Genomic DNA, 24,044 nt, shown 5'->3' with positions numbered 1-24,044 from the left:
CAAAAGATAGATGTCACAGCATTTCGGGGTGGACGGGCAAGGCTGTCTGGCTACGCGTATGCGGCTGATTATATTTCAGGTTTTTTCTTATTGGGAATGCGCGTCGATGAAGCAAACGGAAAGACGACCCAATGCTTTCTTAGGCCACTAGAAACAACAAAGGGGATGTGGACGCGGTATCCAGCTCATTCAGACGAGGGGCGGTGTGAAATTCCTTTAGACGCTCAAAGTATCGAGGTTTACCTTCAAGTACGGACAGCGATATCGTCAAACGTACCTCTAGTTTGTATCGATGACATCAGGGTCACAATAAACGAGACAGAAGTCAGCAATGGTTCAAATGTTATGGTTATACCCTTGATAAACCCAAGCTTTGATGGAAACTAAGCATGTGGACATCATTTTTATTGCGGTTGAAGTCCGATAAATTGCTGCTTTGTTCGGCATTGTTGATGCTTCTGTTTATATTTGGCATTTACGAAACGGTAATTCATGCTCCAACATCATGGGCGAATGTTCAGCACGATAATAGAAGTGACGGTGACTCAGCGAAAAGTAAAATTTTGAATTTGATTCCTGATACGCCGAACCCCATGACCACTCCTTTGCCTTTGGCGCGGTTTGTGAAGCCAAATGGAGATTTACTTTACATTAACCTGGTTTCAGCTGTGCTTCAGGAGAATAGTATTTCTGGAAAGATCGGGGGCCAAAAGCAAGGTGACCGCTTGTTGCTCATTAACTCGGTTGACGAAAATCAATCCATGGACGGTGGTCTTAGCGGAAAGATTGGGGCCGGATGTGGCCTGAAGCCCACAAGAGTTCTTAATAAAGGGGATATTCAATTCCACAAGTGTGTTGGTGCATATAAAAAGCTTGGTATAGATTGGGTGGGAAATTTTGCGATTGTAGTATGGGATAATACATACGATGAAAATCTCCCTTGCTGGAATTTTGAGGGTGTCGACAATAAAGCAAAGTATCAAGCTTGCATTCGGGATGACACATCGCTTGCCTTTCATAATTTTTTCACAGAGCTCCATGCAAAAAAAGACATAGACGGTGTTATTATACCCGCCGTCGGTACGGGTACGGGTCTACTCAATAAAGGTGAATTTTACGATTTGCTTTTCAAAGAACTTTATACAGTCTTAAGCGATGAAAGGCTATCTGCGGATTTGCCTGCAAATATATATTTGCTGGTAAATCCACGTGAAAGCAGAGCGACTTGGTTGCGAGCTAGAAATGGAATTGCGACACATTTGGGGCCCATGATTAAAAATTGGGATACGGCCACGCACAAAACCAGTGCGACCGAATGGGCACCATTTGTTGGAGTTGCTGGAGGAAGCGCAGCGTTTTTACTTTTTCTGCATTTAGGGATATTACCTTCTTTCATGAGAGTCGATGCGGAGGTATTGAGGGAAAAATTTTCTTTCCTATTGCTTGTGAGTTGGCTGTCCCTTTCAGCGGGCCTCGCGACAGCGGCAAAGGCTGTCATCATAATATTTGCAAGCGGTTATTCGGTTTCGTGGCTTGAAATAGCCGCTGGAATCGGTTCCGTCTTCATTTCGGGTCCGTTGGCGCGGGCGACTCGTGACGCTGGAGCGCGGTAGGTGGGGCGGTCATTCGCCCGCATTTTGGCAAAGATGGCCCTCTCTTCGATCTCGTCGTGCATTTCGAGAGACCATTGCAGGAGAGAGCGTCAAAGCGAAGGCAGGCCACCGGATCGGCGATCCTGGTCGCGGCGTAGCGGCGAATGGCATGAAGCCTCCGCGGCGACGTCATCCTTCGGACACCTGTCCCGCATGGGCGGAAGAAGACTGAGGGAAAACGGACATGTCTGCTGATCTTCCTACCGATCGCGCGAATAACGTGATGTCCTCGCTGCGTAACAACCGCCTGATAGCAGCAGCTATTGTAGTTGGAGCATTATTTACCGGGCTGGCGCAGTTCTCAGATTCTCTCGAAAAACTCCTAGTCCGACTCGGTGTTCACCCTGATGCGCTCTCACTCACACGTGAGAGCCAGCGGGACGATGTGTCGCGACAACTAACAAGTCAGGCATGGCGCCGCTTCTTTTGGGCCCGTGCCTACTTAGCGCGCGTGGAGCGAGATGCCTCCCAGTCGGAGCAGGATGACGCGTGGCATAAGTATGTCGAGGCATCGGCCGAATGGAGTTCAAATTTCATGATCTTCGTCCTTGCAGTCGACAAGTTCTATGGGCGCGGGAAGTCATTGGAGCTCGAAAATGATCTTCAGAAAGCATTGAGCGCGATGGCTGAAAAACTCATCGCCGTGCGTTACCGACAAGGAAGCTCGCCTGCAGAGCAGCGAAACGCGATCCTCTCAATCGCAAGGGCGGCTGTGGACGCCGCAAACCAAGGCTTCTACACCTTCGTCAGTGGCTTTCAGCCAGGGGCGCGATAGCGGGACAAAAGAAGTTGCGAGAACAACCATAAAGACAAAGATAGCGCACCGTTTGAGGTGGCGTGATAAATGTAATCAATGTTATATTTTTATACAAAGGATTTTACATGAATGCTCCGATTTGTTACGTTGCGTCTATGCTGGAAAATATCGATAAGAAGAGCATGACTGCTGAAAATAGGAACGACGAGAAAGCCGATGTTGACCAGAAGGAATATTTCGAATTTCTTTGTAAAGAATATTTCTCAATTAACGACAGAATTGCATCCCTCACGGCTTCGTCTTTCGAAGACTTTAAACTTCTTGGTGTGGTCGGCGCCATATTTGCGTGGCTGCCAATCGCTAAATCTTTCGAGCAACTACAAAACCCAGCGATTATATTTTTCGGTTTTATGGCCATCTCGGTTATCGTTTCTGTGATCGACGCCAGAGATCTACTGAAGCATTCTCTGGTTCGGTTCTACCTTCAACAGCTTGAATACGTCGAGACGGAAATTCTTTTGTTAGTCAAGCGCGAGAACGATAAGGTGCTCCATGGCGCGAGAAATTGGCCGGCTTGGCTGGCCAAGAAGCATGGAAGGCTCGTAAATTTATTTCAATATATCGTGCACGGCTTTGTCATAATATTCCCAGCGATTACGCTGTTCTATCTAAAGGCGGCCGCCTGGGGAGCAGCATATTTCATTTGCTCTGTTTTTCTTGCCAATTTTATAGCAAAAGGTTATGAAAATATGCGAGCGACCTAATCACGATATTATCGTCACTTATAATCTTATGGCAAACGTGAACTCGGCAGAAAAACCGGATCGACCATAGCTCGACTATCCGGCAGCTCGACGACAAAGGGAGCTTGCCTTTCAAATGACAAGTGCGTCGCGGTGCGGTAGGCTCATGCCGCTGCGCAGTTCCAACTCGAGGCGGGGCGGACGGAACAGAAGGGGGGCCGGCGCCAGTTGGGGTCAGCGTAGCGTAGTATTGATGCGCACTCGGGTGAGTTCCATCTTAAAAACCGTTTGCAATCAGAACTTGGAAGGTCAGCTGGTATGGCGTTTCGGCTTGGCCGGTTCTCGCACCAACAGTACCATGACTCCTGCAACGCCCCCGAGCACGAGTTTTGACCTAACCCCCCATATGTCACATGCGCACTAAGGAGCACATAACTCAGACCGCGTTGCCGTTTTAGACAGCCCCCGGTTTGGCGCGGTCTCCAAATTCCGCGCGTCACGGAGGCGGCGCTCCGCTCAATGGCTCTTCTGAGTTCGGAGGCGGGGTGCGAATCTGCAGCTGAATTCGGAGTTAGAGCTGGTGGCTGCGGGCTCTCAGGCAGAGGAGCGCACTACCGCTTGCTCGTCGCAGCGAATACCCAATTCTCCCTGGGGCACGGGCCGGCGGCTGCTGAGTCTCGCGCCGCCGGCTTCGGAGACGAAGCTACAGGCTTGCAGCGGCGACCGGCTTTCCGAGGGTCTTGATATGGGCTATATCGGCGGCGGAGAGGTCGAACCACTCGCCTTCAAGCCGCTTGCCGTGGTACTTCGCATGTAGCGTACGTTCGGCATGCGAATAGTCGTCGAACCAGGCATAGTGTTCGACAGAGATAGGGAAGGGCAGTTTAACTTCGAACAGCCGCGTCCGGCTTTTGACATTGACACTCTTACCGATTTTTATCCCGTATTGGGATTTGACCAGGTACACATAGCCGCCGGTTGGGTAGGCAGACGGGTGCGCATCCGTGGCCCTTACCGACCGAGGCGCCGCCGCATCAAAGGCGACGTCGCCCGGAAACCTGTCATAGAACGCCGCGGCCAGCAAATAACGCGCGGCCACGTCCGCCGCAAATCCGAAGAAGGGTTTGGCCTGCTTCCAGTAGCGACGACCACTCGGGTTTGGGCGGTACTTCGCATCGGTGACCGCCCATCGGACTTTCACCCCACCCGGCGACATACCGGTCACGATTCCTAATCGACTCGCGCGGCCAAGCTGCTCCGCATCGTCCCAAGTCGCCACAACAATGCCCACCCTGGGCTTTAACAGCGCCACGAAATCTGACGGGCCTGTGACCAATGATTCGTCGCCCAACCGGTCAGCCTCGACCAAAGACGCCGGATTTATCCTGTAAAACTTGGAAATCAGCTGACCAGGCATGCGCGCTCCAGGAGTGAGTATGAAACCGTGTGCATGGTCCGCCGCGGCCGAACAAAAGAAAACCGTTCTTATGGAGGAGGGCGGTTCTGAGAAAGTCAGCGATGGGGTACTTGCGCGCGCCTGTTGACGCTCCATACGGATGGCATCTCCGACGCGGCGCCGGGCATCCAACTTGGCCTTCGATGGGATGGACTCCGCCGCAGCGCCGCAGACTCGGATGCCTCTTTTTTGGGCTCGTCGGGGGAATCTGTGGGTGAAAGAGGATGCGCGGCTAGCCGAGTGAAGCCCGAATCAGGTACTGATAGAGCTTGCGACAGGTTGCATCAAAGGAATTTTGTGCGGACTCGGAGATAGCTGGCCAGATGAGAGGGCCGCCGTCTTCCTCGATGAGCTTGTCCAAGAGCGATGCCACCGGGAGGCTAAGGAGATCGGGATCTTCATGGCGTCGTCGGATCATTTCGCCGCCGAGCATCCAGATGTGATCGCGGTGTCGAAGCAATGTCTTGCGTGCGTATCCCAAGGTTTGGAGATGCTCAAGGAAAGGCGTGAGTATTGCTACGATTGCCTGTCCAGTCGAAATATCTTCGTCATCCACTCGCCACGAAGCCGGCCAGCTATGCAGGTCTGGAATGTACTGGGTGAGCGTTGGCTGTTCAGTGACAATGGCAGCTTTGCCCTTGCCGGTTCTGGGCTTGCTAACCATGTTGCTGACCCGTCTGCTTAACGCCTGTCATTATTTTCCCGGCTTTGTATATGAAGGTGCGCGGCTGTGCGAGGCGACCCAGTCCATCGAGATCGACGTTCGGCCGCGCAAGGGTTCGAAGCCGGTCTGCTCATGCTGTAACCAGCCTGCGCGGGGTTACGACTCACTCACGGAGCGCCGCTTCGAGTTTATCCCCGTCTGGGGTTTTGCCGTGTTTCTCCTCTATACCATGCGGCGCGTCGATTGTCGTGGCTGTGGCGTTAAGGTTGAAGCTCTGCCATGGGCCAACGGCAAGCACACGCTTACCCGCACTTACATGATCTTCCTGGCGCAGTGGGCACGCAAGCTGTCATGGAAGGAGACGGCACAAAGCTTCCGCACCAGTTGGGAGAAAGTCTTCAACGCAGTGGAGTGGGTGGTGGACTGGGGGCTGGCCCATCGCGAACTCGGTACGATCCGCGCCTTTGGCGTCGACGAGATCCAGTATGGTCGCGGACACAAATACCTCACACTGGTCTACCAGATCGAGGCCGGCTGCACGCGCCTGCTATGGGTTGGACAGGAGCGCACGAAAGAAAGCTTCGCGAAGTTCTTTGCCATGATCGGAAAGCAGGTATGTGAGAAGGTCGAGTTCGTCTGCTCGGACAAACGATCAGCCTTGCTGTCCTTTGACTAGTCACGATATCCTAGACGCATCATAGGACTTTGAGGAGGAAATGTGGAGAAGCGATATCAGGTCTTCGTAAGTAGCACGTTTCGAGATCTGGAGGTAGAGCGACAAGAGGTAATGCACGCTCTCCTGGAGTTGGACTGCATTCCTTCCGGAATGGAGTTATTTCCGGCTACAAACGAAACTCAATGGAATCTAATCAAGAAAGTAATCGACGACTGCGACTACTATATCTTAATTTTAGGCGGTAGATACGGATCAATCGGGCCAGAAGGTATCAGCTATACCGAAATGGAATATAGGTATGCGCTTGCAACTGGTAAGCCAACCATTGCCTTTTTGCATCGCAGCCCAGGGAAAATAATTTCTGAAAACTCTGAGCCCACACAAGAGGGAAAGGAGAAGCTCCAAGCCTTTCGGGAGGCAGTGGAGAAGAAGCTCTGCAAGCACTGGGATTCGCCTCAAGAGCTCGGTTCTGTGGTCAGCAGAAGTTTGATTCAGTTGATTAAATCGACCCCTGCTGTCGGCTGGGTTCGAGCGAACGAACTGGCGGACCGTGAGGCGACTATGGAGCTTTTGCAACTCCGGCGCCGGGTTGAGGATCTGCAGAGCGAGTTGTCGAAGGTACGCACCTCTGCCCCGAAGGGTGCTGAAGGTCTTGCCCAGGGGAACGAAGAGCATTCGATAAAGTTTGCCTTTAATGCGACCGCCCCACGTGAGTATCGATCGGTCACTTGGTCATCTACGTTCGCTCCCACATGGAACGATATCTTCGCATGCATTGCTCCGTTGATGATTCACGAGGCAGCGGAACCGACTTTGAAGCACGCCATCGATGGCCTCGCGGAGGCTGAAAACACTGAACGACTGGGAATGAATGAAAAGCTACTCGGCCATTCCCTTGGCGGCTTCCGTATTAGTCAAGACGATTTTCAGACTATCAAGGTGCAACTGCGCGCCTTGGGTCTAATAGCAAAAAATGATAAAACGAGGAGCGTCAAGGATTCAGGCACATATTGGACCCTTACGCCCTACGGGGACGAGGTCATGACTCAGCTGCGAGCAATTCGGCGCAATGAAGATGGAGGCGACGCCAGCACCGAAATCGTTGAAGGTGAGGGCGAGTAGGCCGCGGGCAGTGTTTCTGTATTCGGCGGTATGCCTCGGTGCGACCGCATCTGGTCGTCGGCTCATCAAAGAGACCGGCGGCACGTCGCAGGACATCCTCGGACCGCCGCTAGGAGACCGCGCCAAAGCGGGGCTGACGGCCGGACTACTGCAGAGAGGCCGATGAGGCACCTATAATGCCCGCATGGCTTCCGATCCTGGGCCGGCTATCTCCGTCCTTCAACTTCGAATTGGCTCTTGTGGGGCGACTTGCCAGACCAGCGGGAATCACTTTTTTACACTCGACTACCAAAGGCTGTCTTCTGCCGGTCTTAGGTCGCTAACTATATGCCACACAACGTTCAACATCTGACAAATAAGACCGCAGGTAAAGAGCATCAATTGCCATGCATCAAATGCGTTGGAAAAACGACGCACAAGGTGTTAGTTTCAGTTGATGTACGCGGTGATGAGGGGGACGAACATTACTCTTATTCATGGGCAGAGGACTATCAGGTGGTGCAGTGTCAGGGATGCAAGACTGTCTCCTTCCGCAGTGAGAGTTCGAATTCGGAGGACTACCACCAGGAAGAAGATGGAACTGAGTGGGGGGTAGTAGAGAAACTATATCCGACTCGTCTCGAGGGGAGAAAAGGGCTAGGAGGTGACGTTCACTACCTGCCGCAAAACGTTCGTCGGATATACGACGAGACGCTAATGGCCATGTCAAATCCGGCCCCGGTCCTGGCGGGTATTGGTCTCCGAGCACTTCTGGAGACCGTCTGCAAAGAAAAGAAGGCAACTGGTAAGGACCTGTATGCCAAGCTCGATAACCTGAAAGACGAAGGTGTGTTGACGCCACCTCAGGTTGTCATTCTTCATAAGATTCGCACGCTGGGGAACGCCGCTGCACATGAGGTCAAACCTCATAGCGATAAGCAGCTTGGTCTAGCGATGGACATCGTTGAGCATGTGCTGAACGACGTCTACATTCTTCCGAAGAAAGCTGAACTTGAATTCGATGAGTAGCCGGCATCTGGGGCAGCGTCCTCGACCTAGCCATGACTATCATGATAATACTGAACATAACACCCGTACTCAATAATTTTGCTGTAGCGGTGGATGTTAGGTTTGCGTGGCGGCGTAGGGCAGGGGCGTCTGCCGATCGGCGCCGGCACCTCAGCCAGCCGTCGACGCGCCGGCGTTGGGCACGGCAGAAAAGTCGAAGTGGGCGGCCGCATACACGGCGTTGCACGCCCACACTTCTTGCCCGTCTTTGTAGAAGCTGACCCACTTGCCGTCACTGACGCAGTCGGCGCCGGGGAAGACCTCATCGTGGCCGTTGCTGCCGTCCAGGGGGGACGGGGCGTGGGGCACGGCCCAGTAGTGCCCGCTCGCTAAGGCTTCGATCGATTTTCGGGACATATTTTCAGCACCGCCGTGCGGTTAGCGCGCAATGCCGCCGCCGCGGCAAAACGGATTGTGTCAATCCTGCCAACGCGTGACACCGTCGCGCGACCGCCTCGTGTAGTCTCACCGACTATCGCCTCTTGCTGATCCCGTGCAATGTCGCCATGGCGCCAACCCTCCGCATCGTTGTCCGAATGCTTGGCATCGGCGCCATCCTGGTCATCATCGCCGTTGTCTCGCGGCAAGTCTATCTGCAATTCGCCGCGCAAGCTGACTTAGCTGACGCGGAGGAGGCTCCTGCGGAAAGGATGTTGATCCGCTGCGAGACGCTGCATCGACGCCTGCAGAATCGGCACAGGCGCGCGGACACCGAGGCTAATGACGCGCTACCACGCGTTCGTTGTCGGGAGTCTTGACTCGGAGAGCTTCCACCAATCACGCCGCTTGCGCAAAGCTGGCGGTTGGCGACTTCCAGCGGCAAGCGCTGAGCGAGATGGCTTGGATTGTTTTCGATTTGCCCGCCTGGCCTGGCCACCGTGGTCGGCAGAAGAGGGGACCTTCGTAATTTCACGATAACGAAAGTATTCCGTCACGGCAGCGCTTTTGCCTTCGGTAGTCCGCCGGACGGTGAGACGCGGTGGCGCCTGTGGGCAGGCATCGAACAACCCCAGGCGGTCATCCGCAAGGTGCCGGTGCGGCGCTAATGCCGTAGCGACAATTCTGCGTCAACCGGCTATGCATGGCTGAACGGTCAAGTTGGCCGATGAGCAGACTTTCGTCACTACGAGCCGCACGCGGATTATGTGGAAATTCTGAGCCCGCTCCGAGAATCAGGGCGCCGGATTTACAGCCGCAGCGTCGACCGTGAGAGCATCCGGAACATCAACCTGCCTGATCCCGATGCTTCGGACAGCCAGTAGAGCGCCTGGGAACGCAGCACCATTAAGGTCTACCTGGCGAATATTTGTGCCTTGAACGTGAAAATTCACAGTCAAGCTCCACAGCCCGCGGTGGATGCCGTGGTGCCGAAGCAGGATGGTAGTGAGCTCCAGCGGGCTGTTCTCAAAAATGGCTAGCGGCATGGTGGAGATCTGTAAGTGCTCGGGAGCGAGCAAGTCCCAGCGTTAAGCGCGTTCTTGGACGTCGGTTGCCTCCGCCCATGGGGCGTCGCTGTGAAGCAGCGCAAAATCGTCGGGGAACAGCCCGCGAAAGGGCGGCGGGTATTGAAATGCCAGCACCGGTTCGAGTTTTCGCTGGTCGGTTACGACAAACACCTCAATGAGACGGCGTTGGCCGATGTAGTCCCGGGCATGAACGTAGTAGTACCTGACGTCCTGCCAGACCAATGATTCAGCCATGTAGGGCCCGACGATCCCCGGGATCAGGCTGAAGGCCTTGAATTGCTCCAACGCCTGGTGGACATACTCGGCTTCGGATAACTCAGGCCCCATGGCCGCTGCCGTGAGCCTGAGACGTCGGGCTTTGGTCATATCGTGATGTAAGGCGCCGTTGGAGAACCGCTTTCATTATTACGGCGACACTCTGACGTGACAAGCCCACACGCCCGCGGCGTTTCGGCCGCTACACCGTCAGCTTCTCGGTGCCAATGCGCTTGGGGCGGCAGATGCACCAGAACGGGGTGGAGTCGGCGACAAGGGACCGGCAGCGTGCTCGACGCCGCCTACGTGGCCGGTGCCGGCGGAGTGGCGTCCAGCCAGGTTGACACTTTTTATGAGGGGGCATTTGCCGGGACTTTCCAACGGAGGTGATTGACGGTGTCTGGCCGATTCCTGACCTCCGGTAGCCGCTCTCTGGTTCAATCCTCGTTCAAGCTTTCTGCAACGAGATAGTGATTCGGCGATGCTTTGGCGCTAGGGAACCAGACTAGCAATGACTGTGTGAGCAGATTCGCTCCCACTGGTAGATGGCTGAGAGAATCCGCCAGCCATGGTCACTGGTCACTGGACCACGTAGCGACCCGGGCGGTGGTTGGTTGCCAACACAAAGTTGAGGACAACGGCACCGAGGATGGAGAGAGCGACGCGCGGCCAAGGAACGGTCAGGAGCGCCGCTGCGACGATCGCCGCATCCACCGCCATCTGGATATGGCCGGCACGCCAGTTGTGCCGTTCCTGAAGCACGAGCGCAAGGATGCCGACACCGCCAAGGCTCGCCTTGTGCCGGAACAGAATCAGGAATCCGTTGCCCAATAGTGCGCCCCCCAGTATTGCGGCAAGCGTGGGATCGAGCGTGGCGAAGCCGAGCCAGCGCGGCAGCAAGTCGGCTTCGACGGAGAACAACAGCACGGCTACGAACGTCCGGACGGTAAACGTCCTGCCCATGTATTTCCACGCAAGCCAGTAAAAGGGCAGGTTCAAGACGAAGAATGCCAGGCTGAACGGCATGCCGCCAAGGTAATGGGCAAGGAATGCCAGACCAGCCGTGCCGCCCGACAGCAAACCTGCCTGTTTGAACATGGATACCGCCAGTGCAACAAGCAATGTGCCTATAAGCAGCGCCTGCAAGTTCTCTATGGGGGTGTGTTGGGTGATAGCAGGCTTCATGGCGGAGGCGGGGGCGAAGACGACTTAAAGACCTGTCCATCAAGATCAGTCGGGCGCACGTTGCACTACAACTGGCAAAGTGTAGCGAAGCTGGACGAGGCCTCGCCTGATCCTGGTCAAGTGTCAGCCCCCAAGCTACGAGTTCGTCCAGCACTGACTGCGTCTTCCAGTCGATCGCCCCCGGACTGTCACGAGACGAGCTGTCGCTACCCGCTGGTCACTTCCCGACCCATCTCAGCCGTTCGCCTTGCCGCAGTATTGCGGCCGCTATCCGCAGAAGCGGACACACACGAAAATCGCTCAAGAAGGCCAGCCATTTGACGATCTCGCCTTGGTGCGGCTGCCACGAGCCATCCTGATTTCGAAGACGTTGATCTAATGCTCGCCCGATGATTCAATGGCATTTGAACACCTCGATCGCGTCAGGCGTGGTTCCAGCAACCGATGCAACATCAGCCGGACCGCTGCCCAACACACTCTGAGATGACGAAGGCCGGGGCGCTGCCTGGTGCAATTCCAGCAAAACTGTTGCTCAGCATTCGTCCGAATGCTGCCGCTGGATTGGCGAATGAGGTGGACGCCGTGAACCAGTATGCCGCGCCTATGTAGATACCTAGCTCACGGTCGGCTGACGTCTTGCGCCAGCGCGGCGAGTTCCATCCGTGACCCGCGTTCATAGCGGGGTCGCTGAAAGATCCACTTCCGTACCAGGAGGCAGAACTGCCGTGCAGCAATTTCTGCAGCTTCTACTCGTTTGCCTTGAATCCGGACTTTCTATTGATTCGTATCAATTTGCCAGCAATCACGTGGCGTATAGTCCATAGCAAGTTCTCTCCCTTTAGATATGAGGAGCTTTCGTATGGTCCACTTCCGCCGCCTTCCCATCCTCCTCGCTGCTGCTACCCTTTCCTGGGCGCCTGGGGTCTTCTCCGCTTCGCCGTCGACGGACGCCGACCACGAGCAGCACCACCCCAAGGAAGAAGCCAAGAAGCCGGCTAAGAAGCCGGCACCAGCAGCCGCACCGGCCGCTCCTTCTCAAGCCACTGGAAACGCTGACCTCGACGCACAGGTTGCCCACCTTCGTGCAATCCGCGAGAGGCTGTCGCGGGCGAATACGCAGGAAGAGCGCCAAGCCTTGATTGCTGAGCGCAACAAGGTCATGCAGGACGCCATGGCCATTATGCACAAAGATATGATGGCTATGGGGATGGCCGGTCCAGGCAAGGGTCAAGGCCAAGCCACACCGGCCCAGATGCAAATGTGTCACAACATGGTGGGCCAGCACATGGCCTTCATGCAGGAAGTGATGCCGATGATGATGGACAATCAAGGCATGATGGGCGGCGGCATGGGTCCTGGCATGGGGTCTGGGATGGGTCCCGGCGCAGGCATGGGCCCGGGTGCGACGAAGGGCAAGTAACGGGGGACAGAGCTCGCGTACTCCGCCGATCTGCAGGCGGAGCGCGAGCCTCATGCAACTTGGAACTACGCGCGATATTCGCTTGTCTTCCTCGGAATGGTGACCATCGTCGCCAGTGGGGTGCGCCTATTGTGGCAGCCGGGAGCCGTCGGCGTGCCGACCGGCGCCTGCTGGGCCATCGGTAACAATCTGAGCCGGAAGGTATCAACCAATGACGCGGTGGTTATCGCGTGCCTGAAAGGGCTGGTGGCGGGTACGGTAAACTTGAGCATCGCCTTTTCCCTCGGGTGGACTCTGAGACGATGAGTCTTAAAGGCTCGTACCAGGCGGAGGAATAGCTCAATGAAACTGGCGATGGCCTCTCAAGTGGCTGGCTTTGTACTGGCTGTGGTGCTACCGGGGCTCGTCTATGCCGCTGGCGACGAGTCAGAATGGTGGCACAGTCATGGCCACGGCGGCGGGGGGGTTACGGCAGTTGGCAAGCCAGGCGACCCACGCAGGATAAGCCGCACTGTCGCGCTGGAGGTAGGTGAAGGCACACACTTCACCCCGTCGACAATTGCGGTAAAAAGAGGCGAGACAATACGTTTCGTTGTGAACAACGCTGGCAACGTGAAGCACGAGATGGTGCTAGGAACCGAAAGCCAGTTGTTGGAGCTCTATCACACGAGGATGCAGGCCCCCGGAAAGGCGCTTGCATTGCCGAACGGCATCACGGTCGATGCGGGGAAGTCCAGCGAGATTATCTGGGAGTTCACAAAGTTCGGTACGGTCACCTTCGCCTGCCTGCTACCGGGTCATTATGATGCCGGCGAGAGAGGAACTGTTGTCGTCCAATAGGCCGCGGGCAGATGCTGGCTGCATCGGAACATCCTCGACCACGAGCGCCGAGCCGGCATGTAGCATGTAGCGCGCGCTCGTTTTCCAGAATGTCTAGGAAACTGCCAATACGAGCCGGCTAAGCCTTCTGGTATGCCTGGCATGGGCCGGCAGCCGCACCGCGCTTCCGCGCATGAGCTTCTGGCCTCTCGTATCCACGTCCACGGTACACCGCTCAACTGGCCAGTGGCGCAGCCACATCTGAAGGCGACACTGGCGATGATGGGGCGCGAATACCCGCGAGCTTGGTGCGCTTGAGCAACAGCGCATTGACCGCTACCAATGCAGAGCTGCCGGACATGGACAGCGCAGCAATCGCTGGGCTCAAGGTGAAGGGGTACAGCACGCCCGCCGCCAATGGAAAAGCGATGAGATTGTAGGCGACCGCCCACCACAGATTCTGATGCATCTTCCGCAACGTCGCGCGAGACAGCTCGATGGCCCCGACCACGTCGAACGGGTCACTCTTCATCAGCACGATATCGGCACTTTCCATCGCCACGTCAGTGCCGGCGCCAATGGCAAAGCCAACGTCCGCTTGGGTCAATGCAGGCGCGTCGTTAATGCCGTCGCCAACCATGCCGACTTTCTTGCCTTGTGCCTGCAGTTCCTTGACCTTTTCGGCCTTTTGTCCAGGCAACACATCTGAGAGCACTAACTCGATGCCCAGACCCGCTGCGATACGTTCGGCCGTGGCCTTGTTGTCCCCGGTCAGCATCGCCACCTGTACGCCCCGTTCGCGCAGCTTCTTGACGGCTGCGGCTGAAGTCGGCCGAGGTGCGTCCGCGATGGCAATCAGGCCAATCAATTGGCCGCCGTGTGCGACATGAATGACTGTTCGGCCCGCCCCTTGCATCAGGTCGGCCTTCTCCGTCAGTCCGTTCATGTCAACACCTTGTGAGGCCATCAGCTTGCGGTTGCCAAGCAGCGCCAGTTTCCCTTCGACCTCCGCTTTGGCCCCCATACCGTCGATATTGCTGAACCCGGTGGCTAGCGGCCTTGCCAGCGTGCCGGCGCGCTTGAGGATAGCTTGAGCCAGTGGATGCTCCGACCCTTGCTCAACGGAGGCCGCGACGGCAAGCATGGCATTCACGTCCACATCAGGCGGAGTATGGAGGTCCACGACCTCCGGTTCGCCCATGGTCAAGGTACCAGTCTTGTCGAAGACGACCACGTTCAACTTGGTGGCATCCTCCAAGGCGGAAGCATTTTTGAACAGGATGCCGTTCATGGCCCCCAGGCCCGTCCCGACCATGACCGCCATCGGGGTTGCCAGCCCGAGCGCATCGGGACAGGCAATCACGAAGACCGTAATGGTGAGGGTCATGGCAAACAGCAAGGTCTGGCCTAACCACCCATACCAGATGACGAAAGTCGCAATGCCAATGGCGAGAGCGGCGAGCACGAGCCACTGCGATGCCCGGTCGGCCAGGAGCTGTGCTGGTGCTTTGGAGTTTTGAGCCTCTTGCACCAGCTTGACGATTTGCGCCAGAGCGGTGTCACTCCCGACCCTCGTCGCCCGATAGCGGAAGCTGCCACTCTTGTTAATCGTGGCGCCGATGACGCTGTCGCCTGGCCCCTTTCGCACGGGAAGAGACTCCCCGGTCAGCATCGATTCGTCCACCTGGGACACACCATCGATGACCACGCCATCCGACGGAATCTTGTTGCCGGGGCGGATGATGATGATGTCTCCCAACTTCACCTCGGCTGTGGCTATCTCGACCTCGCGGCCATCGCGCAGTACCGTAGCCTTGGGAGGAGCCAGGTTCATCAGCGCACGGATGGCATCTGAGGCACCAGCACGGGCACGCATCTCCAACCAATGGCCCAAGAGGATGAATACCAGGAGAACTGCCGAGGCCTCGTAGAACTGCTCGCCCGAAAAAAGGAAGGTTGCCCCAACGCTGAACAGATAGCCCGTACCAACGGACAGGACAACCAGCGTTGCCATATTGAGCGTGCCATTCAGGAGAGCGCGCCACGCGGACACGAAGAAGGGCCAACTGGGATACAGGATGGCCGCGCTCGCCAGTAGGAACAGCCACAGGTTCATCTCCAGTGCGAACGGGGGAGACGGCATCGGAATCCGCATCCCCATCGGGGCGTACAGAAAGATGGGAATTGTGAAGACCAGGCAAATCCAGAAGCGGTTGCGCATATCGCGAACCATCTCCCCCATGTCCATGCCAGCCCCGTGTCCCATGTCGTGGGCCATGTGGTCATGTGCCGCGTGGTCCTTCGCTTTCCCTTTCGCGCCGCGTGTGGCCGGATGAACATGTTCCGGGTGTCTGCCAAGCGCAGCCAGCCGGGCTGCCGTGTGCGCGTGTTCGCCAGCAATGCCGCTTGCGGCGAGGTCGCCCGGCGGGTCTTCGGGCGTGCAAATGTGCTGCGGCACGAGTTCGCCATGGCAATGGTGGCCACACTCATCCAACTTCGCCTTGATGGCGCTTAGGCTGGTTATGGTGTCGTCATATTCCACCGTGGTACTGCCGGACACGCAGTTGACCTCCGCCCGGACAACTCCGGGCAGGCGGGCGAGCTGCTTCTCGACCCCGCGAGCACTGAGAACGGACAGCAGGCCTCCTATTTCAATAATGCTGGTCTTCATCTCGACAATCCTCGCCGCTAATGGTTACCCATTCACTTCGCAATAGCCCCACTCAGGAGATGCGCCTCAGAGTAAGGGAACACGATGTCAGAATTGGGACGAATGAGCTTCGTGTCCTTGTCCGCATAGTGCAGACGCGTCAGCAAATCCTTGATGACATTCAGGCGCGCCACCCGCTTATCGTCGGCGCGCACAATATTCCACGACACCACATGGTTGGTGCGAGCAAGCATCTCGTTTCTGGCTTTGCTGTACTTTTTCCATAGCGCTACCGCCTTTTCGTCGATGGGACTAACCTTCCACTGCTTCAGGGGGTCCCGGCGACGCGATTCGATACGCCGCTTCTGCTCATCCTTCGTGATGTCGAGGTAGTACTTGATAAGGCGAATCCCTGAGCGCACCAGCATCCCTTCAAATTCAGGGGCGGTGGACAAGAACTCCTCGTGCTCTTCGTCAGTACAGAAGCCCATCACGTGTTCCACCCCGGCCCGGTTGTACCAACTTCGATTGAAGAGGGTAAATTCGCCAGCGGCGGGCAATTCCGCCACGTAGCGCTGGAAGTACCATGAGCCAAGGTCACGGTCAGAAGGCTTCCCGAGGGCGACCACGCGCGTTTCGCGAGGACTAAGATGCTCGACAATGCGCTTGATGGTTCCGTCTTTTCCGGAGGCGTCCCGACCTTCAAAGATGACCAGAATCCTGTCGCTGCAGCAGCAAAGGAAGTGCCGCTGCAGCTTCACCAGTTCAATCTGCAGAAGGCGCAGTTCCCTCTCGTATTCTTCAACCGTGACCGAGCTGACCTCCACCTCGTCACGATGACTACGTGCCTTCGTCTTCATGATGCTGCTCTGAATCGTGCGGCCCCGTTGCATTGGGAACAGATGGTTTCATTGGCGACAACTGGGTAACCTTCTCGGAGAGAAGGAGTTCGAGGTCACTTCTTCCCACAACTTCCCGCTCCAGGAGAAGCTTGGCGAGGGTATCCAGCTTGTGGCGATGCGAGAGAAGCGTTTGCCGCACTCTTTCGCTAGCATCCGCCAGAATCTTGCGGATCTCCGCATCGATAGTCCGCGCGGTTTCCTCGCTGTATTCCTTGCGGTCACGCGGCATCATGCCGATACCAGTAAAGAGCGGGTTCGGCATGTCCTCGTAAGTGGCAAGACCAAGCTGCTCACTCATGCCGAATTGCGTAATCATTTGACGGGCCATATCGGTCGCGCGTTGCAGGTCGTTCTGCGCACCGGTCGAAACGTCACCGTAGACAATCTTTTCGGCAATGCGCCCCCCAAGCAGGACATCAAGTCGGTCCAACAGTTCACTCTGTTTCAAGAGATAGCGGTCCTCAGTCGGGGTCTGCTGGGTGTAGCCCAACGCAGCGACCCCTCGCGGGATGATGGAGACCTTGGAGACCTGGTCGGCCCGAGGGCGCAGTTCCGCCACAATCGCGTGACCCGCCTCGTGGTAGGCAATGGTTTCCTTCTCCTGCGCATTCATCACGCGGTTCTTTTTCTCCAAGCCCCCTACAATGCGGTCCAGTGCCTCATCGAAATCGGTCATATCCACCGCATCCTTGTCTTTGCGGGCGGCGAGGAGCGCCGCTTCGTTGACAAGGTTCGCAAGGTCTGCGCCAGCGAATCCTGGCGTTCGTGCGGCTAGCTTGGTTAGCTCGACGTCGGGCGCGAGTTTGACGTTCTTGATGTGCACCTTCAGGATTTGTTCGCGGCCTTTCAGGTCCGGGCGGTCCAGGGCGATATGACGGTCGAATCGTCCCGGTCGCAGCAGCGCCGGGTCGAGAATCTCTGGCCGGTTGGTCGCCGCCATGATGATTACCCCTTTGTTGGTATCAAAGCCATCCATCTGGACCAGCAACTGATTCAGGGTCTGTTCTCGTTCATCATTGCCTGACACTGCGTTGAATGCACGGGTCTTGCCCAGCGCGTCGAGTTCGTCGATGAAGATGATGCAAGGCGCCTTGGTCTCGGCCTGGTTGAAGAGGTCGCGAACGCGTGCGGCGCCCACGCCTACAAACATCTCAACGAACTCCGAGCCGCTCATGCTGAAAAATGGAACACCGGCTTCGCCCGCCACTGCCTTGGCCAGCAGCGTCTTTCCAGTTCCGGGTGCCCCAAGCAGTAATACCCCCTTGGGAATCTTTCCACCCAGGCGCCGGTAGCGCTGCGGGTCCTTCAGGAAGTTGACGATTTCGGCGAGTTCCTCCTTGGCTTCGTCAATACCGGCAACGTCAGCAAAGGTCACGCCAGTTTCCTTCTGCATGTAGACCTTGGCCTTGCTCTTGCCTATCTCCATCATTCCGCCGGCGCCGCCAATGCGCTTAATCATGAGGCTCCAGATTCCGAAGAAAAGGAGAGCTGGAACAATCCATGAGAGCAAGGTGCTAATCCACTTGCTGTCCGCCTCCCCGACAAAGCGAACCTTCGCCGCTTCGAGGTCCTGGACCAGATTGGGGTCATTGACACGGAGCGTGGAGAACTGATGGTCTCCTTTCCCCTCGCGCAGCATCTCGTCTACCTGCTGCTTCGGCAGCAATTTGTCGATACCGTCGATAATTAGGACACCCGTGATGGCTCCTTCTCCAACCGCTACGTTCTTGAGCTTGCCAGCCTTGAGGAGAACCTTGAAGTCACTATACGGTAGCGTCTCGACGTGACTGGCGACGAAGAAGCTCTGCAGGATGAGAATCGCCGTGGCCGCGACGAGTACGTACCAAAGGGAAAATTGTTGGCGCGGTTCCATGGGGTCCTTTCATCTTGTGGTCATTCAAAAAGTTCGGCGGCCAGTGCAATTTGCATGACCGCCGGGCTATCTGGGCTCGACATGGAGCCAGCTTCACGTGGATTCACCTCACAGTGAGAATTCCACGACCGCCAATACCGTCGCTCGGGGTTATCGGTCACTCCCAAGCGCGTTATAGAGCCAGGCAAAGAAACTCCCGGCAGCGAAAAACCAGATGGCGAACAAAAAACCTGGATAGACGATGGACCACCAGGACAGCGGCTCACCAGTTTGCAGCCGCCGGAAGTCAAGTCCGTGAAAGAGCGCATTCACGAAATCGATGAAAGGCTCGGGGAATGCCATCCAGACCAAGGTGCACAAGGCATAGAACAGCAAGATAGTGGCTGACAAGGTCGCGCCAGTTCTGAAGGGCTTCATGGCAACCTCCATTTGCAACGGTTCCCGCAAGGCATCAGTGAGGCCTGGTCCGAGGCATATCGCCGCCGCCGAAGTGGGGGATGAAACTGGGCGTCTTCCGGCGATACGCCTCGTATTCCTGTCCGAATTCAGCCAGTGCGTCCTGCTCCTCGGCATGGGCCAGTCGCACGTACATCCAGACGAGGATGGGGAACATCACCAACGTGAGTATCGTCGGCCATTGCAGCAGGAATCCAAACATAATCACGATGAACGCCACATACTGCGGATGCCTCATGCGAGCGTAGAGTCCAGAAGTAGCCAGGCGGTGCGCTTGCTGGGCCTTGTAGAGGACTCGCCAGGCGGCCGACAGCATGTAGAACCCACCGAAAATCAGGATGTCGCTGGCGATGTGGAAGGGCCCCAGATGTGGGTTACCTTGCCAGCCGAAAATCATCTCCGGAAGATGGCCTGCGTCATGGGAGAGGAAGTCGATGCCAGGGAACTTCGCCGACAACCATGGCAACAGGAAATAGATGGTCAGGGGGATACCATACATTTCGGTGAAGAGCGCCACGATGAACGCCGAGAAGGCACCGAAGGAACGCCAGTCCCGCGAAGTCTTCGGCTTGGTGAAGCTGAATGCGAAGATGAGGAAGACTGCCGAGTTAATAATCACGAGTGACCAGAGACCGTAGCCGTATTGGGCATTGTGTTCCATCATCGTTCCCCCTTCGTGTCCATGTCCTTCGCGTCGTCACGCTGTCCATGACCGTGGCCATGGCCGTGATGCATGAAGAGATGCATCAATGGGCATGCCGCAAGGAGCAGGAATGGCAGAAACTGAATGACGTGCGCCCGGTGTTCCGTCCAGAGGAAATAGCCAATCACCAGAAAGAAGCCAATCGTGACGAGCTTGGAGCGGGAAATTTTTCGCTCTGTATCTTCAGGATGCTCATGAGTGTTGTGGTCGTGATTCATGCTTTCCTCTGACGAAGAGAACTCTATCAAGAGCGCTGCCTACCAGCACCCGTGATGGCGATGATGCCGGTGCATATATTTCGCCGGGTCTTGCTGAAAGACTGTTCGTGAAGCCTCGGATTCAAAGAAAAACGTGTGTCCATCAAAATTCGCCGTGATAGCGTGTGCGGCTTCTACCTTATTGCCGGTGACGGGGTCACGGGCGGTGGAGCTGTACTCCTGCGTTGTGTAGCGTTGCCCGCCGTCTTGATTGGTTCGACGGCTCGTGAGTCTTTGCCACGCCACCAGAGCCCCGATACCCATTCCGCTAAGCAGGAGCCACGTCAGATTCTGTGAGAGCCAGTTCATGGTTAGTTCTCCTCGTCAAGGATTGCCTCGGGCCTTACGCTCGCGCTCCACGGCCTGTTGAATGTCGCGTTCACACTGACGGGAAAGCCGCCAAGTCACCCAGGCGACGACGATTGGGCAGGAGAGCAGAAGGATTGCGAGCAGTATCGAGAGCGGTGAAATGCCAAACCAGTACACGATGGCGACGGCAAGCCACGTTGCCAATGCTGCGCAAATCCATGCGACGGTATGTCTCATGTCACCTCCGTACTGGTCTGGCCAAGTCGAACACGCTTGAGCAACGCGGAGTTGGCTACGACGCTCAATGAGGACAGCGCCATGGCTGCCGCCGCGAAGATAGGGTTCAACAATCCGAACGCAGCGACCGGGATGCCAATCGTGTTGTAAATGAACGCCCAGAACAGGTTCTGCTTGATTTTGCGCATCGTGGCGCGCGAGAGCTCGATAGACGCCACCACATCACGAACATCGTCGCGAATGAGGATGATGCTTCCAGTCTCCTTGGCAACGTCCGAGCCCGAGCCGATGGCAATACCGATGTCGGCTGCCGCAAGTGCCGGCGCGTCGTTCACGCCATCACCCACCATTGCCACGACCTCACCCTGTTTCTGGAGGTCTTGAATAGTTTGGACCTTATCCTCTGGCATAACTTCGGCAATCACGCGGTCGATGCCCACCTGCCGGCCTATGGCTTCAGCGGTGCGGCGGTTGTCACCGCTCAACAGGACCACCTTGACGTTACGCGACCTCAAGGCTGCGACAGCCTCAGCCGCCTCCGGCTTCACCGTGTCGGCGACGGCCACCACGCCAAGTAGAGTGTTGCCGGCGCCAACCAGCATGGCCGTTTTGCCATCTGCCTCAAGCTTGCGGAGAGTGGGTTCGGCATCATCTGTCCGGATTCCTTGTTGCGCAAATAGTCGCCGGTTGCCTAACCACAGCTGCTGGCTTTCGACCTGGCCTTGAATCCCCATGCCAGACAAGGCGGTAATGCCGGTCGCCTTGGGAATCGCGGCGCCGCGATGTTGGGCAGCACGCACGATGGCCTCGCCCAGAGGGTGCTCTGACCCACTTTCGACGGCGGCAGCAAGGGTCAACAGAGTTGATTCTTCATTGTTCGAAAATGAGATGACGTCGGTGACGGTAGGCTCTCCGCGCGTAATCGTGCCCGTCTTGTCGAAGACAACCGCCGTCAGCTTCTCGGCGCGCTCCAGTACTTCACCGCCGCGTATTAGGATGCCGTTGTCCGCACCCTTGCCCACGCCCACCATCAGGGCAGCAGGTGTTGCAACCCCGAGCGCGCAGGGGCAAGAGATAATGAGGACTGCCACAAATGCGAGCAGCCCGTGCGGGAAATGGCCGGCCACGGACCACCCGACCAGAGCCAGCAAGGCTACCGAGACAACTGCCGGCACGAAGTAGCCGGTGACCTGGTCCGCCAGCCGTTGAATCTGGGCGGTACTGGCCTGGGCATCCTCGACCATCTTGACAATCTGGGCGAGCGCGGTATCGGCCCCAATCTTCGTTGCCTGGAAGATGAAGGCACCGCTGCGGTTCAGGGTGCCGCCAATAACGGCAGTACCAGGCTTCTTCTCGACGGGCATCGACTCGCCAGTCAGCATCGACTCGTCGACGCTGGACTCCCCCTCGATGACCTTGCCATCCGTGGGAATCTTTTCGCCGGGGCGCACCACCACCGGTTCGCCGACCATGATGCTTTCAGCTGGAATTTCCACTTCCTTCCCATCACGCAGCACATGCGCGACGGCGGGACGAAGGTCGAGCAAGCGCCGTACCGCCGCCGACGACTTCTTCTTGATGATTTCCTCCATGTACTTGCCCAGCAGCACGAAGGCGATAATCACCGCCGACACTTCGAAGTAGACGTCCCGTTCTTCTACCTTCACGGGTAGCCACGACGGAAAGAACAGCACCACCACGCTGTAGAAGTACGCGACGGACGTCCCCAGTGCGATGAGGAAATCCATGTTGATATTGCGCGTGCGGACGGCGTTCCACGCACCCTTATAGAAGCTCCAGCCGCCAATGAACTGAACCGGCGTGACTAGCAAGAAGAGCCACATTCCCCACGTGAACCACGGTAGTGCGGGAATCGGCGCCCAGGTCAGGAGCGTCGCACCAGCCGCCAACGCCAGGAATGCACCGGCACGAAGCACCGCCAGCGCGAGGACGCCTGTGAGGGCAATCGTCACCCGCGTCTTCATGGCCTTCAGTTCGCTCTCGGGCGACTCGAAAGTCCGTAGACAGCTTTCACTGCAGAAGTAGTACTTGCGGTTGCAGCGCTCGGTCGATAGGGCTGTGGCCTTGTCGACCATCATTCCGCAGATGGGGTCCTTAGCAAGTTGCTTCGCACCGCCGGCGGCCGGAGTGGCAGCGGCCGTTGTGGGTGTCGAAGTACCTACTCGAGCATGCTCGTGAGATGGATGTGGAATGTATTGAGCAGGATTTTCGAGGAAGGTTTTCTCGCAGTGACTTGAACAGAACCAATAGCGCTGCTGGTCGACTTCTGCACTGGCTGCGGCTTCGCCCGGGGAAATCTCCATGCCGCATACCGGGTCTCGCATTCGCGGTTGGCACGCGGTTTCAACTTGGCCGGTCATGTGCGGCCTCTGCCCGCCCGCAACACCGAACTCTTCCACGGAAGGGGTTACGGACTTGGTTGGCATCCCATCCTCCTGGCGGCGATTGGTGGGCCTGCAACAGATGAGTTGCATTCTCAGTATGAGGTGCTGAGAAGTGTGGCCCTTGATGCCAATCAAGGAATGCGAAGACCGCGAGGCGAGGGCCGCGTAGATTAGGCCGGCTGGCGATTGAGACTTAGAAAACCGGCACCGCTCCAGTTGCCAGTTCCCTGACCAACGTGGGAAGGTTGGCCAACTGTTGCCGGAGGAGGTCACGGATTTCCCGCTGCTCGTCGGGCGAGAGCCCCTCTTCAGCCACAACATCGATGGCTGCCAGTTGTGGCTGGTCGATCGGGCGGCCGATGCCGGACAGTAGCCGCACCACAACTTGGTTGACGTCGTCCATATCCGCCGCGATGCGCGCCGCTAATCTGTGGGCGAGCACGTTGTAAAGCTTGCCAACGTGCGACGCTGGGTTCTTTCCCGCTGCGGCTTCCAATGACATTGGCCGATACGGGGTAATCAAGCCGTTGACCCGATTTCCGCGACCGACCTGACCGTCATCGCCGTGCTCCGCGCTCAAGCCGGTGACGGTCAGGTAGATGCCACTTTCATCACTGGCATCGCCGTCGTCCAGGGTATTGATGGCAATCTCAACCGCCGGCTCGATGCGTTCCGTCAGGTATGAGGCAATCTGGCCCTTCAAAGTGAAGTATTCATCGACCGCGCTGAAATAGCGGTCCACAAAGGCTAGCGCAATGGTGAGACAGTGATGCCCATCGAGGCGGCTGCCCATGACTTTGAAATCCTGCCCGGCTCCCTGAAAAGAGTCATTAAATTCACTTGAGCGGAGTATTTGCGCAACCGACAGTACAGCCCCTTCGAGGCTGGAGAGTGGCGCGTACCCGACACCAAAGCAATCCACCCAAGTTACTGTAAGCATCAACAAGCCTTATAAGCAGCATGTCGATGAGGCTTTGGGCGAGGCGGACG

The 24,044-nt window shown here is 56.9% G+C and carries 23 protein-coding genes and 3 pseudogenes; 10 read left to right on the top strand and 16 right to left on the bottom strand.

Annotated elements, in window-relative coordinates; genetic code table 11:
• Positions 1–389: 389 nt before the first annotated feature.
• The 3 genes from J8I82_RS34615 to J8I82_RS34605 all read left to right on the top strand — a co-directional run bounded on the left by J8I82_RS34615 (position 390) and on the right by J8I82_RS34605 (position 3,173).
• The gene (locus tag J8I82_RS34615; RefSeq protein WP_209764380.1) at positions 390–1,613 is read left to right on the top strand and encodes a hypothetical protein; all 1,224 of its coding nucleotides are present in this window, start codon (positions 390–392) and stop codon (positions 1,611–1,613) included.
• Between the two features lie 223 nt (positions 1,614–1,836).
• A complete protein-coding gene (locus J8I82_RS34610) occupies positions 1,837–2,427 on the top strand; it encodes a hypothetical protein (RefSeq protein WP_209764379.1) in 591 nt (196 codons plus the stop codon).
• Positions 2,428–2,534: 107 nt separating this feature from the next.
• Positions 2,535–3,173, top strand: a complete 639-nt coding sequence (locus J8I82_RS34605; protein WP_209764378.1) for a hypothetical protein — start codon at positions 2,535–2,537, stop codon at positions 3,171–3,173.
• 682 nt (positions 3,174–3,855) lie between these two features.
• Here the strand turns inward: J8I82_RS34605 and J8I82_RS34600 are convergent.
• Together J8I82_RS34600 and J8I82_RS34595 are read right to left on the bottom strand one after the other, a co-directional pair.
• Positions 3,856–4,569, bottom strand: coding sequence for a GIY-YIG nuclease family protein (locus J8I82_RS34600; RefSeq protein ID WP_209764377.1), 714 nt, complete (start codon positions 4,567–4,569; stop codon positions 3,856–3,858).
• A gap of 271 nt (positions 4,570–4,840) precedes the next feature.
• Positions 4,841–5,272, bottom strand: a complete 432-nt coding sequence (locus J8I82_RS34595; protein WP_209764369.1) for a hypothetical protein — start codon at positions 5,270–5,272, stop codon at positions 4,841–4,843.
• Here J8I82_RS34595 and J8I82_RS34590 point away from each other — a divergent pair.
• The 3 genes and pseudogenes from J8I82_RS34590 to J8I82_RS34580 form a co-directional block, all read left to right on the top strand.
• Positions 5,271–5,918 (top strand): annotated as a pseudogene (locus J8I82_RS34590) (transposase); the annotation flags it as partial. The gene J8I82_RS34595 and the pseudogene J8I82_RS34590 overlap by 2 nt on opposite strands.
• 72 nt (positions 5,919–5,990) lie before the next feature.
• Complete coding sequence (locus tag J8I82_RS34585) at positions 5,991–7,070, top strand: DUF4062 domain-containing protein (protein WP_209764368.1); 1,080 nt, start codon at positions 5,991–5,993, stop codon at positions 7,068–7,070.
• A gap of 327 nt (positions 7,071–7,397) precedes the next feature.
• The gene (locus J8I82_RS34580; protein WP_209764366.1) at positions 7,398–8,078 is read left to right on the top strand and encodes a DUF4145 domain-containing protein; all 681 of its coding nucleotides are present in this window, start codon (positions 7,398–7,400) and stop codon (positions 8,076–8,078) included.
• 150 nt (positions 8,079–8,228) lie between these two features.
• Here the strand turns inward: J8I82_RS34580 and J8I82_RS34575 are convergent, their stop codons facing one another.
• A complete protein-coding gene (locus J8I82_RS34575; RefSeq protein ID WP_209764358.1) occupies positions 8,229–8,474 on the bottom strand; it encodes a hypothetical protein in 246 nt (81 codons plus the stop codon).
• A gap of 149 nt (positions 8,475–8,623) precedes the next feature.
• Here J8I82_RS34575 and J8I82_RS34570 point away from each other — a divergent pair, with 149 nt between their 5' ends.
• Entirely contained in the window at positions 8,624–8,875 is a 252-nt protein-coding gene (locus tag J8I82_RS34570) for a hypothetical protein (RefSeq protein ID WP_209764353.1), read from the top strand.
• A gap of 708 nt (positions 8,876–9,583) precedes the next feature.
• Here the strand turns inward: J8I82_RS34570 and J8I82_RS34565 are convergent.
• From J8I82_RS34565 to J8I82_RS39220, 3 genes and pseudogenes are all read right to left on the bottom strand, one after another.
• Positions 9,584–9,949 carry a hypothetical protein gene (locus tag J8I82_RS34565; RefSeq protein WP_209764349.1) on the bottom strand — a complete coding sequence of 122 codons (366 nt, stop codon included), beginning with the start codon at positions 9,947–9,949 and terminating at the stop codon, positions 9,584–9,586.
• A 468-nt stretch (positions 9,950–10,417) separates the two neighbouring features.
• A complete protein-coding gene (locus J8I82_RS34560; protein ID WP_209764348.1) occupies positions 10,418–11,023 on the bottom strand; it encodes a YitT family protein in 606 nt (201 codons plus the stop codon).
• Between the two features lie 375 nt (positions 11,024–11,398).
• Positions 11,399–11,631, bottom strand: a pseudogene (locus J8I82_RS39220) (aquaporin family protein); the annotation flags it as partial.
• 251 nt (positions 11,632–11,882) lie between these two features.
• Here J8I82_RS39220 and J8I82_RS34555 point away from each other — a divergent pair.
• From J8I82_RS34555 to J8I82_RS34545, 3 genes and pseudogenes are all read left to right on the top strand, one after another.
• The gene (locus tag J8I82_RS34555) at positions 11,883–12,443 is read left to right on the top strand and encodes a hypothetical protein (protein WP_209764347.1); all 561 of its coding nucleotides are present in this window, start codon (positions 11,883–11,885) and stop codon (positions 12,441–12,443) included.
• Positions 12,444–12,527: 84 nt separating this feature from the next.
• Positions 12,528–12,731: pseudogene (locus J8I82_RS38725) on the top strand (EamA family transporter); the annotation flags it as partial.
• Positions 12,732–12,785: 54 nt separating this feature from the next.
• Positions 12,786–13,283, top strand: a complete 498-nt coding sequence (locus J8I82_RS34545) for a cupredoxin domain-containing protein (protein ID WP_209764345.1) — start codon at positions 12,786–12,788, stop codon at positions 13,281–13,283.
• 214 nt (positions 13,284–13,497) lie between these two features.
• Here J8I82_RS34545 and J8I82_RS34540 read toward each other — a convergent pair whose 3' ends face one another.
• The 10 genes from J8I82_RS34540 to J8I82_RS34495 all read right to left on the bottom strand — a co-directional run bounded on the left by J8I82_RS34540 (position 13,498) and on the right by J8I82_RS34495 (position 23,994).
• Complete coding sequence (locus J8I82_RS34540) at positions 13,498–15,933, bottom strand: heavy metal translocating P-type ATPase (RefSeq protein WP_209764344.1); 2,436 nt, start codon at positions 15,931–15,933, stop codon at positions 13,498–13,500.
• A 32-nt stretch (positions 15,934–15,965) separates the two neighbouring features.
• Positions 15,966–16,772, bottom strand: a complete 807-nt coding sequence (gene ppk2, locus J8I82_RS34535) for a polyphosphate kinase 2 (RefSeq protein ID WP_209764343.1) — start codon at positions 16,770–16,772, stop codon at positions 15,966–15,968.
• Positions 16,753–18,687 carry an ATP-dependent zinc metalloprotease FtsH gene (gene ftsH / locus J8I82_RS34530; RefSeq protein WP_209764342.1) on the bottom strand — a complete coding sequence of 645 codons (1,935 nt, stop codon included), beginning with the start codon at positions 18,685–18,687 and terminating at the stop codon, positions 16,753–16,755. Before ftsH ends, ppk2 begins: the two co-directional genes overlap by 20 nt.
• 150 nt (positions 18,688–18,837) lie before the next feature.
• On the bottom strand, positions 18,838–19,104 hold the full coding sequence (locus J8I82_RS34525) for a DUF5676 family membrane protein (RefSeq protein WP_209764340.1): 267 nt from the start codon (positions 19,102–19,104) through the stop codon (positions 18,838–18,840).
• A 34-nt stretch (positions 19,105–19,138) separates the two neighbouring features.
• Positions 19,139–19,804, bottom strand: a complete 666-nt coding sequence (locus J8I82_RS34520; protein WP_209764391.1) for a methyltransferase family protein — start codon at positions 19,802–19,804, stop codon at positions 19,139–19,141.
• Entirely contained in the window at positions 19,804–20,064 is a 261-nt protein-coding gene (locus J8I82_RS34515) for a DUF2933 domain-containing protein (RefSeq protein ID WP_209764339.1), read from the bottom strand. Before J8I82_RS34515 ends, J8I82_RS34520 begins: the two co-directional genes overlap by 1 nt.
• Before the next feature lie 39 nt (positions 20,065–20,103).
• Positions 20,104–20,412, bottom strand: a complete 309-nt coding sequence (locus J8I82_RS34510) for a YHS domain-containing protein (RefSeq protein ID WP_209764336.1) — start codon at positions 20,410–20,412, stop codon at positions 20,104–20,106.
• Between the two features lie 15 nt (positions 20,413–20,427).
• Entirely contained in the window at positions 20,428–20,649 is a 222-nt protein-coding gene (locus tag J8I82_RS34505; RefSeq protein WP_209764335.1) for a hypothetical protein, read from the bottom strand.
• A complete protein-coding gene (locus J8I82_RS34500) occupies positions 20,646–23,096 on the bottom strand; it encodes a heavy metal translocating P-type ATPase (protein WP_209764333.1) in 2,451 nt (816 codons plus the stop codon). The genes J8I82_RS34505 and J8I82_RS34500 overlap by 4 nt, the downstream gene beginning before the upstream one ends.
• 151 nt (positions 23,097–23,247) lie before the next feature.
• On the bottom strand, positions 23,248–23,994 hold the full coding sequence (locus tag J8I82_RS34495) for a methionine adenosyltransferase (RefSeq protein WP_245180475.1): 747 nt from the start codon (positions 23,992–23,994) through the stop codon (positions 23,248–23,250).
• Between the last annotated feature and the right edge of the window lie 50 nt (positions 23,995–24,044).

It is taken from the genome of Cupriavidus consociatus (genome assembly GCF_017814975.1).
GTDB lineage: Bacteria > Pseudomonadota > Gammaproteobacteria > Burkholderiales > Burkholderiaceae > Cupriavidus > Cupriavidus consociatus.
This window is presented reverse-complemented; position numbering and strand designations above follow the sequence as displayed.